Raw genomic sequence first — 15,171 nt, forward strand, 5'->3', positions numbered from 1 at the left:
GCACTTCAGACAAGGAATACCGTTGAACCGTATGACCCCGCGCATTTCTGCCGACCCGCGCAAGCCTCTGCCGAGGCTGCCCTTGTTGATGTGGCTGGCCGTACTGGCCCTGCTGGGCCTGCTGGCCGCCAAGGCCGCGCAGGCGGCTGAGGACTACCTGCCGCCCGAGCAGGCCTTCCAGCTCAGCGGCCGCATGGTCGATGCACAGACACTGGAGCTGAGCTACCGGATTGCCGATGGCTACTACATGTATCGTGACCGCTTCCACTTCAGCGCCGAGGGGGCGACCTTGGGCGAGCCGCAGTTCCCGGCCGGCAAGCGCAAGTACGACGAGAATTTCCAGCAGGAAGTCGAGACCTATCACCAATCGGTCACTGCGCGCGTGCCGGTCAGCGGGGCGGTGGACAAGTTCGTGGTGGCGGCCGTTTCCCAGGGGTGCGCCGACAAGGGCTTATGTTATCCACCGATGACGCTCAAGCTGACCATGTCGGCGCAGGCCATCGGCCAGAGTGTGAGCCCGGCTGGCGCCGAGGGTGCAGTCCAAGGCAGTGCTGGCGGCAGCGATATCGACGGCATTGCGGCTGTGCTCAAGGGGGGCAAGCTCTGGAGCATCCTGTCGCTGTTCTTCGTGCTGGGTATCGGCCTGTCGTTCACGCCCTGCGTGCTGCCGATGTTGCCCATCCTCTCGTCCATCATCGTCGGGCAGCAACCGGCGGCGGGTGGCGGGCGCGGCCGCAGCTTCCTGCTGTCGGTCAATTATTCGCTGGGCATGGCGCTGGTCTATACGGGCTTGGGCGTGGTCGCCGGCATGCTAGGCGAGGGCTTGTCGGCCTATCTGCAGAATCCCTGGGTGCTGGGTGCCTTCGCGCTCTTGATGGCCGGGCTGGCCTTGTCGATGTTCGATCTCTACACACTGCAAGTGCCCGCCTCGCTGCAATCCAAGTTATCCACAGCTTCTGGCGGTGGCAGCGGCAAATGGCTGGGCGTGTTCCTGATGGGCGCGATCTCGGCGCTGATCGTCGGGCCCTGTGTGGCGGCGCCCTTGGCCGGGGCCCTGCTGTACATCAGCCAGACAGGCAATGTGATGCTGGGCGGCAGCGCCCTGTTCGCCATGGCCATGGGCATGAGCGTGCCACTGCTGTTGATCGGCGCATCGGCGGGCACGCTGCTGCCGCGCGCCGGCGCCTGGATGGATGCGGTCAAGCGTTTCTTTGGCGTGCTCATGCTGGGCACGGCGCTGTGGATGATCTCGCCGGTCATTCCGGCCTGGTTGCAGGTAGCAGGCTGGGCGGCGCTGGGCGTCGGATATGGCGCCTTCCTGCTGTGGACACGTCCGGCTGGATGGATCGCGCGCGCGTTCGGGCTGGTGGTGGTCACGCTTGGCTTGCTGCAGCTGGTCAGCGCAGCCACCGGCGGACGTGATCCGTTGGCGCCGCTGTCACATCTGCGCGGCCAGTCAGCGGCAGCGCATGCCACCGACTTCGTGCGCATCCGTTCCAGCGCCGAGCTGGATGCAGCGCTACAGCAGAACGCCGCCGGCGAGCGCCGCCCGGTGATGCTGGACTTCTATGCCGACTGGTGTGTTTCCTGCAAGGAAATGGAACGCTTCACCTTCACCGACGAGCGCGTGAAGGCGCGCTTTGGCCAGATGCTGCTGCTGCAGATCGATGTGACCGCCAACAATGCCGATGACCGCGCCATGTTGAAGCGCTTCAATCTCTTCGGTCCGCCCGGCATCATGTTTTTCGATGCCGACGGCCGGGAACTGGCGTCGCGTCGCGTGATCGGTTACCAGGATGCCGACAGGTTCATTTCTGCGTTGCAAAACCTGTAGTCCCACATTGCATCGCGTTATTTGAAAACCACTTTATAGTCGTTGGCCTGAGGCTGGCCTCGCGTTATAGTCAGCCTTCCCGTTTTCACTCTGTCCACCAAGGAGACCACCATGACGTTGCGCCTGGGCGATACCGCACCGGATTTCGAGCAAGAATCCTCGATCGGCAAGATCAAATTCCACGACTGGGCGGGCGACTCCTGGGTCGTGCTGTTCTCCCACCCGGCCGATTTCACGCCGGTCTGCACCACCGAGCTGGGCCTGACCGCCAAGCTGAAGCCGGAATTCGACAAGCGCAACGTCAAGGCCATCGCCTTGTCGGTGGACGGCGCCGAGGCCCACAACCAGTGGATCAAGGACATCGAGGAAACCCAGCAGACCGTGGTTGGCTTCCCCATCGTGGCTGACGTCGACAAGAAGGTCGCGGGTCTCTACGACATGATCCACCCCAACCAGTCCGAGACCGCCACCGTGCGTTCGCTCTTCATCATCGATCCGAAGAAGAAGGTGCGCCTCATCATCACCTACCCGATGAGCACCGGCCGCAATTTCGACGAAGTGCTGCGCGTCATCGACGCCCTGCAACTGACCGACGGCTATACCGTGGCCACCCCGGGCAACTGGAAGGATGGCGACGACGTCATCATCCCGCTGTCGATCAAGGACGAGGAAACCATCAAGCAGAAGTATCCCAAGGGCTACAAGGCGCCGCGCCCCTACCTGCGCATCACGCCGCAGCCGAACAAGTAATCCTGTTCGCTGCCCAGCCCCTTCAAAGCGCTCCTGCGGGAGCGCTTTTTGTTTGCACCTCAGCCTTGCACATCAGCCTTGCGGCGCCACCGTGCGCGCGAAGTCGTCCAGGAACAGGCGCGCCACCGGCGAGAGCATGGTGCCGCGCCGTGTCACCAGCTGGTAGGGCTCGCTGCGGGTATGCAGGCGCAGCGGCAGGATGCGCGTCATGCCGAAGCGCGTGCAGAACTGCGCCACATCCACCGACAGCAACGCCACGAAGTGCGGATTCTTCTGCAGCAGCGACAAGGTGGTGAAGGCCGAGGTGGTTTCCATCAGGTGCAGCGGGAAGCGCAGGTCGGCGTCGTGGAATTCGCGCTCCAGTGTGAGTCGCATGGGCATGTTGGCCGAATAGACCACCCAGCGCGAATCGGCCAGGTCGGCCAACTGCAGGCTGGGCGCATCGGCCAGCGGATGCTGCACGCTGGCCACCACGGCCAGCTCTTCCTCATGGATGTTGAAGGCGTCATACAGGTCCGGGCGCTGGCTGATGCTGGTGCGGCAGATCGCCAGATCCAGGCGGCCCTGGTCGAGCAGGCGCAGCAGCCGGGCGCTGGTGTCTTCGACGATTTCCACCGACAGCGCCGGATGGGCTTCCAGCAAGCGCGTGAGCGCATCGGTGAGCAAGGGCACCGCGCCCATGATGGTCCCGACGGCCAGCCGGCCGCCATGGCCCTGCATGATCGCCAGCATCTCTTCGCGCAGATGGGTCAGGTCGGTCTGGATGAGCCGCGCATAGCGGATCACGCAATGGCCCAGCTCGGTAGGCTCCAGCCCACGATTGGTGCGGGTGAACAGCTGTACGCCCAGGGTCGACTCGATTTCCTGCAGCGCCTTGCTGGCGCCCGGCTGGGTCAGCGCCACCTGTTCGGCGGCTTTCAGCAGTGAGCCATGGTCGGACAGGGCGATGAGCAGGCGCAACTGGCGCAAGTGCAGACGGGAGGTGATGGAGGCCAGCGAAGGCAGGGTGTTGTGCATGGAAATCATCCTGAAGAAGCCCTTAGTATGAGCCTTGGTTATACCCATATCAACAGCTCTCATTAGCCAAGGGGGCCGCGATGGCTTAGAGTCTGGCTTTCAAATGCAGGAAGCCAGAGGGAAGCGCTGGCTCCGGCAGATCCGGGAGGACTGCCGGCACAGCAGCTCCCGATGCGGACATCTATAAATCAAGGCTATGTAATGGCACTCATCAACTACATCACCCAGGTCCAGTTCGACTACGGCGCGCTGGCGCTCCTGCAGCAGGAATGCGACCGCCTCGGCATCAAGAAGCCGCTGGTGGTGACCGACATGGGCATCCGCAATGCCGGCCTGCTGGACAAGGTCCTGGGCCAGTTGAAGGAGGGCGTCGGCGCCGTGGTCTATGACCAGACCCCGCCCAATCCCAACGAAGGCGCGGTGCGCGCTGCGGTGGCGCTGTTCCGCCAGCATGGCTGCGATGGCATCGTGGCCGTCGGCGGCGGTTCGTCCATCGACCTGGCCAAGGGCGTGGCCGTGTGCGGCACCCATGAGGGTCCGCTGAAATCCTTCGCGCTCATCGAAGGAGGCCTGGCCAACATCACCGCCAAGACCGCGCCGGTGATCGCCATCCCGACCACCGCCGGCACCGGCAGCGAAGTCGGCCGTGGCGCCATCCTGATCCTCGACGATGGCCGCAAGGTCGGCATCATTTCGCCCTATCTGGTGCCCAAGCTGGCCATCTGCGACCCCGAGCTGACCCTGGGCCTGCCGCCCTTGATGACAGCGGCCACGGGCATGGACGCCATCGCCCACTGCCTGGAAACCTTCATGGCGCCGTCCTTCAACCCGCCTGCCGACGGCATCGCCCTGGATGGCCTGTGGCGCGCCTGGGCGCATATCGAGCGCGCCACCCGGGAGCCGGGCGACCGCGAAGCGCGGCTGAACATGATGAGCGCTTCCATGCAGGGTGCGATGGCCTTCCAGAAGGGGCTGGGCTGCGTGCACAGCCTGTCGCATTCGCTGGGCGGCATCAATCCGCGGCTGCACCACGGCACCCTCAACGCCATCTTCCTGCCGGCCATCATCGCCTTCAACGAAAGTGCGGCGAGCATGGTCAAGGACAACAAGATGGCCCGCATGGCCCACGCCATGGGCCTGGGCAGCGGCGCCGAGATCGGCCCGGCGATCCGCGAGATGAGCCGTCGCCTGGGCTTGCCTGCAGGACTGGGCGAGCTGGGTGTGACCGAATCGATGTTCCCGCAGATCATCCAGGGGGCGCTGGCGGACCACAGCCACAAGACCAATCCGCGCGAGGCCTCGGAACAGGATTACCTGCACATGCTGCAGCAATCCATGTGATGGCCGACAATGACGGCGCAACCGGCCCGCCCCACGTGGCCAGTTGCCCAGACCAGTAACCCAGCAGCCGCTCCCGCTTACGCGGGCGCGGCCTTTATGCCTGATCCGGCCAACGGCGCAGGCGCCAACGAAACCAGCAGGAGCACAACGTGAGCTTTAACATCCTTGGACACAACTACATCGGCGGCCAGCGCAGTGGTCAGGGCGACGTCGCCCTGCACAGCGTCGACGCGACCACCGGTGCGCTCTTCGAAACCCCTTTCCTGACCGCGACCGACAAGGAAGTGGCCGCAGCCGTCCACGCGGCCGAGCAGGCCTATCCGCTCTACCGCGCCACCACCTCGGAGCAGCGCGCCCAGTTCCTGGAAGCCATCGCCGACGAGATCGACGCCCTGGGCGATGATTTCCTCGCCGCCGTGGCCCGCGAAACCGCCCTGCCGGCCACACCGCGCCTGGCGGGCGAACGCGCCCGCACCAGCGGCCAGATGCGTCTGTTCGCCAAGGTCGTGCGTCGCGGCGACTTCTACGGCGCCCGCATCGACACCGCCCTGCCGCAGCGCCAGCCGCTGCCGCGCCCGGACATCCGCCAGTACAAGATCGGTGTAGGTCCGGTGGCCGTCTTCGGCGCCAGCAATTTCCCGCTGGCCTTCTCGGTGGCTGGCGGCGATACCGCTGCCGCCCTGGCGGCCGGCTGCCCGGTGGTGTTCAAGGCCCACAGCGGCCACCTGGTCACCTCCGAACTGGTGGCTGACGCCATCGAGCGCGCCGTCAAGAAGACCGGCATGCCCGCCGGCACCTTCAACATGATCTACGGCGACCGCGTGGGCGCCCAGCTGGTCAAGAGCGCCGGCATCCAGGCGGTCGGCTTCACCGGCTCGCTGCGCGGTGGCCGCGCCCTGTGCGACATGGCAGCCGCCCGTCCGCAGCCGATTCCGGTGTTTGCCGAGATGTCTAGCATCAACCCCATCATCCTCATGCCGGAAGCGCTGAAGCTGCGCGGTGACGCCATCGCCAAGGACCTGGCCGGTTCGGTCACCGTCGGCGTGGGCCAGCTGTGCACCAGCCCGGGTCTGCTGCTGGGCGTGCGTTCGCCGGAACTGACTTCCTTCATCGAGAAGCTGTCGGCGGCCTTCGGCGGCACCAACCCGGCCACCATGCTCAACAGCGGCGGCCTGACCCATTACAACGGCGGTGTGGCGCGCCTGACCCAGTTGCCGGGCGTGAAGGTCATCGCCACTGGCGGCACCAGCTACACCCAGGCCGTGCCGCACCTGTTCAAGGCCGATGCCGCGCTGCTGTTCTCCAAGGAAGCACCGCTGGAAGAAGAAGTCTTCGGCCCCTCCACCGTCATCGTCGAGCTGGAAAGCCGTGAACAGCTGCTGGACTTCGCCGCCAAGATGAATGGCCAGCTGACCGCCACCCTGCAAGCCGAGATCGGCGACCTGCAAGGCAACCAGGATCTCATCGCAATCCTCGAACAGAAGGCCGGTCGCCTGTTGTTGAACGGCTTCCCGACCGGTGTCGAGGTGTGCGACGCCATGGTCCACGGCGGCCCGTACCCGGCCACGTCGGACGCGCGCGGCACCTCGGTGGGCAGCCTGGCCATCGAACGCTTCCTGCGCCCGGTGTGCTACCAGAACTACCCGGACGCGATGCTGCCGGCGGCGCTGCAAAACGCCAATCCGCTGGGCCTGATGCGCCTGGTCGATGGCGAGCAGACGCGCGCTACGGTCGGCTGATATTGCTCACTGCATGATCCGGACCGGTCCCTGTCATCTGGCAAGGCCGGTCCTGCAAGACCTTCCCCGCACTCGATTGCGGGGTCGTAACAAGAACCCCATTCCAAGATCCCAAGAGGAGGAGACCCCATGACCCCATTCATCCGGCGCGCCGCGCTGTCGGCCACCGCCTGCGCGCTGCTGGGCGCAGCCATCCTGCCATCCGCACAAGCGGCGGGCGATACCATCAAGATCGGCTTCATCACCGACATGTCCGGCACCTATGCCGATTTCGACGGCCAGGGCGGCGTCGAAGCCATCCGCATGGCCATTGCCGATGCCGGCGGAGCCATCAATGGCAAGAAGGTGGAGCTGGTCTTTGCCGACCACCAGAACAAGGCCGATATCGCCGCCAACAAGGCGCGCGAATGGTTTGACCGCGATGGTGTGGACATGCTGGTGGGCGGCGTGAACTCGGCAGCCAGCCTGGCCATGGGCAAGGTCGCGGGGGAAAAGAAGAAGGTCTTCATCTCGGTTGGCGCCGGCACCACGCGCCAGACCAACGAAGAGTGCAATGCCTACACCATCCAGTACGCCTACGACACCACCGCGCTGGCGCGCGGGACGGGCGCGGCCATCACGCGCCAGGGTGGCAAGTCCTGGTATTTCCTGACCGCCGATTACGCCTTCGGCACCTCGCTGGAAAAGGACACCAGCGAAGTCGTCAAGAGCAATGGCGGCAACGTCGTGGGCGCGACCCGGGTGCCGCTGGCGACTTCCGATTTCTCGTCCTTCCTGTTGCAGGCGCAATCCTCCAAGGCGCAGATCCTGGGCCTGGCCGTGGCAGGGGGCGACGTCATCAATGCCATCAAGGCAGCCAATGAATTCGGCGTGAACAAGACCATGAAGCTGGCCGGCCTGCTGATCTTCATCAACGATACCCACTCGCTGGGTTTGTCGCTGACCCAGGGGATGTACCTCACCGATGGCTGGTACTGGGACCTCAACGACCAGACCCGCGCCTGGGCCAACCGCTACTTCATGAAAATGAAGAAGATGCCTTCCATGTTCCAGGCCGGCGACGCCTCGGCGGTGGGACAGTACCTCAAGGCCGTCAAGGCCGTGGGTAGTACCGATGCCGACAAGGTCATGGATTACCTGCGCAAGAACCGTATCAACGATTTCTTCACCAGCAACGGCGTGGTGCGTCCCGATGGGCGCATGGTGCATGACATGTATCTGATGGAAGTGAAGAAGCCTTCCGAATCCAAGCGCCCCTGGGATTACTACAAGCTGGTGCAGACCATTCCCGGAGAGCAGGCCTACATGACCAAGGCGGAATCCAAGTGCGCGTTGTGGAAATGAACGCACGCTGAACCGACAAGCCGGACGGTGCTACCAAGACACCGCCGGCCAGATTTTGAGCAGAAAGTCTGATGTGGATCGGACCATGTTCAACGCATCCCGGGCAACCGGGGTGCGTTTTTTTTCGGCCTTATCCCAGCAATCAAATCAGGCGCGGCGTGGTACCTGCGGGCGCATCGACACGCCCAGGCGGTTCCAGGCGTTGATGATGGCCACCGCGAACGTCAGGTTGGCGATCTCGGTGTCATTGAAGTGCTGCTGCAACTGGACAAAGGCGGCGTCTTCCTTGTCGGCATCCTGCTGGTGCAGATGGGTGAAACGCTCGGCCCAGTTCAGCGCGGCGCGCTCGGCGTCGGTGAAGAAGGGGATTTCGCGCCAGGCCGCCAGGGTGTTGAGGCGTTGTTGGTCTTCGCCCTTCTGCAGCAGGTCATGCGAATGCATGTCGACGCAGAAGGCGCAGCCGTTCAGTTGTGACACGCGCAGGAAGACCAGTTCCAGCAGCTTGGGATCGACGCCGCTCTGGTGGACCACTTCGCTGGCCTTGATGAGGGCATTGAAGGCCGGGGCGGCGAGCTTGGCATGGGGCAGGCGTTGCTTGAAGTCGGACATGAGGGTTCTCCATCGAGGGTGAGGTGACAACGGCGCCATTCGCCGGTGTTCCTCCACTAGACGGAGCGGGATGCCCTGTTGTGACAGGTCTGCGAAAAAAAATGGAAAGATTCAGTCCACCGCCAGCTGTTGCCGGGCAATGGCCGCGAGCTTGTCGGGGTTGCGCACGACGTAGATTGCACTGACGCGCCCGGCCTGCCATTGCAGCGCCTGGGCCGATTCCAGTACACCATCGACGTAGCGCAACAGACCGGCCGCGCCATTGATCCAGGCGGCCCGATAGACGATGCGCGTGCCGAAGCGGCGCACATTGGCGTAGTACAGCCAGGAAATGCGCTCTGCCCCCTCCAGCGGATGCGGGAAGGACGCCACCTTGCCGCCGCCGTCGCCGATCAGGCGCGCATCCTCGGCCAGCAATCCCAGCATGGCCTCGCGCTGGCCGCTTTGCAGCGCTTGCATGAATTTTTCCAGCAACAGCGCATGGGTCTCGCGCGTCACCGGGCTGGACGCGGCCCGCACTGCTGGGCTGCGCGGGTCGGCTTGGTGTTCCTGCCGCGCCAGCCGTTCGCGCGCGCGGTGCACCAGCTGGCGGCAACTGGCTTCGGACTTCTGCAGGATGGCGGCGATGTCGGGATAGTCGTTGTCGAATACCTCTCGCAGCAGGAAGGCGGCGCGCTCTTCGGGCTTGAGGTGCTCCAGCAGCAACAGGTAGGCGAAGGAGAGGTCGCTGTGCTGTTCCAGCAATTGTTCGGGGGAAGGCGCCAGGCGGGCCTGGCCGTAGAGGTCGATGTCCGGACCGGGGCCGGGCTCGGCCAGGTCCACCAGCGGTTCCGGCAGCCAGTGGCCGACATAGTGCTGACGTTCCTGCTGCAGCTGGCGCAGGCGGTCGATGCACAGGCGCGTGACCACCGTCACCAGCCAGGCCTCGGCCGAGTCCAGCACGGCCTTGTCCTGGGCGTGCCAGCGTAGCCAGGCGTCCTGCAGCACGTCGTCCGCCTCGCTGCGCGAAGCCAGCATGCGGTAGGCCACGCCAAACAGGCGCGGCCGGTGCTGCGTGAACAGGGCGAGCGCAAGGTCGTCCGTCATCGGTCTTGACTCGGCGCCGGGCGGTGTCAGCCTTGCTTGAGCTTGCGCGCGATGTCCAGCGCGAAGTAGGTCAGCACGCCATCGGCGCCGGCGCGCTTGAAGGCCATCATGGCTTCCATCATGGTCTTGTCGTGGTCCAGCCAGCCGTTCTGGGCGGCCGCCTTGATCATGGCGTATTCGCCGCTGACCTGGTAGGCGAAGGTGGGGACGCGGAATTCATCCTTCACGCGACGCACGATGTCCAGGTAAGGCATGCCCGGCTTGACCATGACCATGTCGGCGCCTTCCTGCAGGTCCAGCGCCACCTCGCGCAGGGCTTCGTCGCTGTTGGCCGGATCCATCTGATAGGTGGCCTTGCTGCCCTTGCCCAGGTTGGCCGCCGAGCCGACCGCATCGCGGAAGGGCCCGTAGAAGGCCGAGGCGTACTTGGCCGAGTAGGCCATGATGCGGGTGTAGATGTGGTCTTGGGCTTCCAGCATGGCGCGGATGGCGGCAATGCGGCCATCCATCATGTCCGAAGGGGCGACCACGTCCACGCCGGCATCGGCCTGGGTTTGCGCCTGCTTGACCAGCAGCGCCAGGGTTTCGTCGTTGAGGATGTAGCCGGTCTCGTCCAGCACGCCATCCTGGCCGTGGCTGGTGTAGGGGTCCAGCGCCACGTCGCACAGCACGCCCAGTTCGGGGAAGCGGTCCTTCAGGGCGCGCACCACGCGCGGCACCAGGCCGTCGGGGTTGGTGGCTTCGATACCGTCGGGCGTCTTCAGGGCCGGGTCGATCACCGGGAACAGCGCCAGCACCGGCACGCCCAGCTTCACGCATTCTTCGGCCACCGGCAGCAGCGTATCCAGCGAGAGGCGTTCCACGCCCGGCAACGACGCCACGGGCGTGCGCAGGTTCTGGCCTTCCTGGACGAAGACGGGATAGATCAGGTCGGCGCTGGTGATGACGTTTTCGGCCATGAGGGCGCGCGAGAAGGCGTCGCGGCGCATCCGGCGCATGCGCAGGGCGGGGTAGCCGGCGTTGGAACTGAAGTCGGTCAAAGACATGGGCATTCTTTCAAAATAGATGATGTTTGACGTTATCTTGGAATATTTTCGAGCTATTTATCGTTATCTTCGGAAAATTGCCTCCTTTGAATTAAAGGATGAACAACTTTCCCTCAAGATACTTTACCTTAGCTGCGGGTGATGCATTCACCCCCCGCTTCCCCTTCCCTCCCTGAGCGGGGCCGATCGTGCAAGCGAAAGGCATTCGGCCCCGGAGAATATCCCTGTTCTCCGGGGTTTTTTTTATCCATGCTTTTTACTCCTGCCTGAGACGATGCGCCTTGTCGGCGATCAGCTTTGCTGTGCTTCGTCGGCAGCAGCGTCGCCGACCGCGGCGGCGGGCGTGGCCGCCTGCGCCGGGGCGGCCTCTGCCGTGAGGCCGGCCAGTTCCAGGATCTTGTCGTTGGCTTCTTCCAGGCCAATGCGCTTCAGGGCCGAGAACAGCTGCGCCGTGAACGGGAAGGGCTGGCCCTTCTCATCCACATAGCTTTGCAGGTAGGTCTGGGCCTGGCGCAGGGCATTGGTGGATTCGTTGCGGTTGAGCTTGTCGGCCTTGCTGAGGATGCAATGGATGGGTTTGCCGGTGGGGGCGAACCACTCGATCATCTGGATATCGAGGTCGGTGAAGGGGCGGCGCGAATCGACGATCATCACTAGCGCCGCCAGCTGTTCGCGCTGGCGCACGTAGTCGCCCAAGAGGGCTTGCCAATGGTGCTTGGCCGAGCCCGACACCTCGGCGTAGCCATAGCCGGGCAAGTCCACCAGCATGGCGCGGATCTCGTCCGGGCGTGCCTCGTCATTGCGGTGCTGGCCCACGTGGGCGCCGCCGATGGAGAAATAGTTGATGTGCTGGGTGCGGCCCGGCGTCTTGGAGGCAAAGGCCAGGCGCTTCTGGTTGCACAGCACGTTGATGGCGCTGGACTTGCCGGCGTTGGAACGACCGGCGAAGGCGATTTCCGGCACACTGGTCTTGGGCAGATCCCGCAGGTGATTGACGGTGGTGAAGAAACGGGCTTGCCAAAGTTGCGACATGGTGGGGGGAAATCCGAAAGAGGAGGGAAAAACGCGGAGAAGCTATTGTACAATGGCCCGAAACCCAACGCCTCGTTGACGCCGGGCAAGTAAAAAATATGGCGGCCATTGGAGACAGGTCAAACAACAGGCATTTGGTTTAGGGGCAGCTAGCCGCCGAACGGGCAAAATCTCTCAATTCCACAATAAGTATTAGGGTGACGAATGAACCGTGCCTTTTCCCCACTGTTGTACTCCGTTTTTGCTGCCTTCCTGGCAGTGGCCAGCACAGCCCACGCGGCTGATGACAAGAAAGCCCCGGTCAAGGCCGATCCGGCCAAGGGCGAAGCCCTTTATACCAATGGCGACAGCGCCCGCAACATCGTGGCCTGCGTATCCTGTCACGGGGCGGCCGGCAATTCGACCATCACCCAGAACCCCAAGCTGGCAGGCCAGCACGAGGCCTACATCGCCAAGCAGCTGCTGAATTTCCGCACTCCCGACCGCAACAATCCGGTCATGTCGCCGATGGCCAAGGCCTTGTCGGACGAAGACATCCATAACGTCGCCGCCTTCCTGGCCGCCCAGGCCCCCAAGCCGGGCGCAGCCAAGAACAAGGACACCATCGACCTGGGCAAGCACATCTGGCGCGCCGGCATCGCCGCCAAGAACGTGCCGGCCTGCGCTGGCTGCCACAGCCCCAACGGCGCTGGCATCCCGGCCCAGTATCCGCGTCTGGCCGGCCAGCACCAGGACTACACGGTGGCCCAGCTGACCAATTTCCGTGGCGGCGCCCGTACCAACAGCGTGCAGATGACCACCATCTCCGAGCGTCTCTCGGACAAGGAAATCAAGGCCGTGGCCGACTACATCGCCGGCCTGAAGTAAGCCGCCGGGCCGCAGTGCGGCAGGGCAGGGAAGAGGCGGCCGGCGTGCCGCCTTTTTTCATGAGGATTGACGCAGGTCGTGGCAGTCCGGCGCGGCAGCCCGCATGATGCTGCCTGGTCGCACCAGCGCCACGACCGATGAGCGCCGGCATGGACGTGCTACGCAGACTGGCGTCACGGACTTTCCCCGGGAGCGGTAGAATTCCGGGTTCGCATCCCTTGCCGTCCGGCAGGGCGATCCCCCCCAGGTAAGCGGGTCCGCCAGTGCGGGCCCGGTAAGGCAGGAATATGACGACGGGCAGCAGTACCCAAGGAATCCAGATCAGGACCCGGCAGCGTTGGTTGAGTGAAGCCGTCGAGCTGTTCTCTTCGATGCGCTTTGCCATCAGCCTGTTGACCCTCATCGCCATCGCCTCGGTGATCGGCACGGTGATGAAGCAGAACGAGCCGATGCCCAATTACGTGAACCAGTTCGGACCGTTCTGGTTCGAGGTGTTTGGCAAGCTGGGGCTGTATGCCGTCTATTCGGCCTGGTGGTTCCTGCTGATCATGGGCTTCCTGGTGCTGTCCACGTCGCTGTGCATTGCCCGCAATGCGCCCAAGATGCTGCGCGACGTCAAGAGCTGGCGCGACAACGTGCGCGAGCAGTCGCTGCGCAATTTCCATCACAAGCATGAGTGGCACACCGCCGAAGCGCCTGCCCAGGCCGCTGCGCGGCTGGTCCGCCAGGTCGGCGCCCGTGGCTACAAGACCCGCCTGGCCGACAAGGAAGGCGGCACGCTGCTGGCGGCCAAGCAGGGCGCGGCCAACAAGTGGGGCTACATCTTCGCGCACGCGGCCATCGTCATCATCTGCCTGGGCGGGCTGCTCGATTCGGACTTGCCGATCCGCTTCCAGCAATGGTTCTATGGCAAGTCGGCCTTTACCGGCAACGGCATCATCGCCGAGATTCCCGAACGCTATCGCCTGGGCCTGAACAATCCGACCTTCCGTGGCAACACCCTCATTCCGGAAGGCTCCAGCAGCAGCACTGCCATCATCCCGCAGAAGGATGGCGTGATGATCCAGGACCTGCCCTTCACCATCCGGTTGAAGCGCTTCATCATCGACTTCTACTCGACCGGCATGCCCAAGCTCTTTGCCAGCGAGGTGGTGGTGCGCGACCATGAAACCGGCAAGGAGACCGCCGCCACCATCAAGGTCAACGAACCGCTGATCTACCAGGGCGTGGCGATCTACCAGTCCAGCTTCGAGGACGGCGGCAGCAAGCTCAAGCTGGTCGGCTATCCCATGCGTGGCGGCTCCAACAGCCACTTCGCACTGTCCGGCGTGGTCAATGGCAGCACCGCGCTGCCGGCGGGCCTGGGGGACTACACCATCGAATGGAGCGGCTTCCGCCCCTTCAACGTGGAGAACATGCAGGCCTCCGGCGGCGGCGGCTCGACCTCGGGCGATGCGCGGGCGGTCAATGTGGGCAAGAGCGTCAATCGCGGCCTCATGGATAGCCTGGACAAGCACCTCGGCTCCAGCGCCAAGAACGCCAACAGCAAGGACTTCAAGAACGTCGGCCCGAGCGTGCAGTACAAGCTGCGTGACAAGACCGGCCAGGCGCGCGAATACTTCAACTATATGCAGTCGTTGTCCATCGATGGCGCCTATGTCTTCCTGGCCGGCATGCGCGAGCAGCCTGACCAGCCTTTCCGCTACCTGCGCATTCCGGCCGACGACAATGACAGCGTGGCCGAATGGATGCGCCTGCGCGCGGCCCTGGCCAATCCGGCCCTGCGCGAGGAAGCGGCACGCCGCTATGCCCGCCAGGCCATCAGCAACGGACGTGAGGCTTCGCCGGTGCTGCGCGAGCAGCTGCAGCAATCGGCCCTGCGCGGCCTGACCATCTTCGCCGGTGACGGCAAGGTCTCCGGCTACATCGCCGTGACCCGCTTCCTGGAACAACTGCCCGCCGCCGAGCAGGAGAAGGCCGCCGACATCTTCATGAAGATCCTCAACGGCAGCATGTGGGAACTGTGGCAAGCCGCCCGCGCCCAGGATGGCCTGGAGCCGGTGGCCAGCGACGAGCCGCATGGACGCTACCTGCAGCTGGCCATCAATGCGCTGGCCGATGCGGCCTTCTACCCGGCGCCGGTGTTCCTGCAATTGTCCAGCTTCGAGGAAATCAAGGCCTCAGTGCTGCAAGTGACCCGCTCGCCGGGCAAGAAGGTGGTCTATCTGGGTTGCCTGTTCCTGGTGCTGGGCGTGTTCGCGATGCTGTACATCCGCGAGCGCCGCCTATGGATCTGGATCAAGCCGGCCGCCGATGGCCAGGGCAGCCAGGCGCTGCTGGCCATGAGCACCCAGCGCCGTACGCTGGACTTCGACAAGGAATTCGAGCAGATGAAGGCCAGGGTGTCCGGCGACGCCGCCCCGCCGCCCTCTGCATGACAAGCGCTTGCCGCCGGCCGATGACGGTTATCATCCGGGATATATGAATGACTGTGGAATGACTGTGC

Annotated in this window: 12 protein-coding genes; 7 read left to right on the forward strand and 5 right to left on the reverse strand. The window is 64.3% G+C overall.

The genetic code is table 11. The features are described from left to right. The first annotated feature begins 31 nt into the window (after positions 1-31). Complete coding sequence (gene dsbD, locus ACP92_RS00710) at positions 32-1,834, forward strand: protein-disulfide reductase DsbD (protein WP_013232192.1); 1,803 nt, start codon at positions 32-34, stop codon at positions 1,832-1,834. A gap of 111 nt (positions 1,835-1,945) precedes the next feature. Further along, positions 1,946-2,584 carry a peroxiredoxin gene (locus ACP92_RS00715; protein WP_013232193.1) on the forward strand — a complete coding sequence of 213 codons (639 nt, stop codon included), beginning with the start codon at positions 1,946-1,948 and terminating at the stop codon, positions 2,582-2,584. A gap of 72 nt (positions 2,585-2,656) precedes the next feature. Here ACP92_RS00715 and ACP92_RS00720 read toward each other — a convergent pair whose 3' ends face one another. After that, positions 2,657-3,601, reverse strand: a complete 945-nt coding sequence (locus ACP92_RS00720; RefSeq protein ID WP_013232194.1) for a LysR family transcriptional regulator — start codon at positions 3,599-3,601, stop codon at positions 2,657-2,659. Between the two features lie 201 nt (positions 3,602-3,802). Between ACP92_RS00720 and ACP92_RS00725 the strand changes: the two genes are divergently transcribed. The 3 genes from ACP92_RS00725 (at position 3,803) to ACP92_RS00735 (ending at position 8,025) form a co-directional block, all read left to right on the forward strand. Continuing rightward, positions 3,803-4,942, forward strand: a complete 1,140-nt coding sequence (locus ACP92_RS00725) for an iron-containing alcohol dehydrogenase (RefSeq protein WP_013232195.1) — start codon at positions 3,803-3,805, stop codon at positions 4,940-4,942. 149 nt (positions 4,943-5,091) lie between these two features. After that, complete coding sequence (locus tag ACP92_RS00730; protein WP_013232196.1) at positions 5,092-6,681, forward strand: aldehyde dehydrogenase (NADP(+)); 1,590 nt, start codon at positions 5,092-5,094, stop codon at positions 6,679-6,681. Positions 6,682-6,810: 129 nt separating this feature from the next. Further along, positions 6,811-8,025, forward strand: coding sequence for an ABC transporter substrate-binding protein (locus tag ACP92_RS00735; protein WP_013232197.1), 1,215 nt, complete (start codon positions 6,811-6,813; stop codon positions 8,023-8,025). A 147-nt stretch (positions 8,026-8,172) separates the two neighbouring features. Here ACP92_RS00735 and ACP92_RS00740 read toward each other — a convergent pair whose 3' ends face one another. The 4 genes from ACP92_RS00740 to yihA form a co-directional block, all read right to left on the reverse strand. Next, positions 8,173-8,634 carry a carboxymuconolactone decarboxylase family protein gene (locus tag ACP92_RS00740; RefSeq protein ID WP_013232198.1) on the reverse strand — a complete coding sequence of 154 codons (462 nt, stop codon included), beginning with the start codon at positions 8,632-8,634 and terminating at the stop codon, positions 8,173-8,175. 111 nt (positions 8,635-8,745) lie between these two features. Then, a complete protein-coding gene (gene sigJ / locus ACP92_RS00745) occupies positions 8,746-9,720 on the reverse strand; it encodes an RNA polymerase sigma factor SigJ (RefSeq protein WP_013232199.1) in 975 nt (324 codons plus the stop codon). A 26-nt stretch (positions 9,721-9,746) separates the two neighbouring features. Then, positions 9,747-10,766 carry a porphobilinogen synthase gene (gene hemB, locus ACP92_RS00750; protein ID WP_013232200.1) on the reverse strand — a complete coding sequence of 340 codons (1,020 nt, stop codon included), beginning with the start codon at positions 10,764-10,766 and terminating at the stop codon, positions 9,747-9,749. A gap of 291 nt (positions 10,767-11,057) precedes the next feature. After that, a complete protein-coding gene (yihA, locus tag ACP92_RS00755) occupies positions 11,058-11,798 on the reverse strand; it encodes a ribosome biogenesis GTP-binding protein YihA/YsxC (RefSeq protein WP_013232201.1) in 741 nt (246 codons plus the stop codon). A 204-nt stretch (positions 11,799-12,002) separates the two neighbouring features. On the opposite strand from yihA, the gene ACP92_RS00760 reads away from it, so the two are divergent. Then, positions 12,003-12,665 (forward strand): c-type cytochrome, encoded by a 663-nt coding sequence (locus ACP92_RS00760; RefSeq protein ID WP_013232202.1) that lies wholly within the window; start codon positions 12,003-12,005, stop codon positions 12,663-12,665. A 287-nt stretch (positions 12,666-12,952) separates the two neighbouring features. Further along, complete coding sequence (locus ACP92_RS00765) at positions 12,953-15,103, forward strand: cytochrome c biogenesis protein ResB (protein ID WP_041309950.1); 2,151 nt, start codon at positions 12,953-12,955, stop codon at positions 15,101-15,103. The last annotated feature ends 68 nt before the right edge of the window (positions 15,104-15,171 follow it).

Origin of the sequence: Herbaspirillum seropedicae, assembly GCF_001040945.1 — a bacterium.
Lineage (GTDB): Bacteria > Pseudomonadota > Gammaproteobacteria > Burkholderiales > Burkholderiaceae_D > Herbaspirillum > Herbaspirillum seropedicae.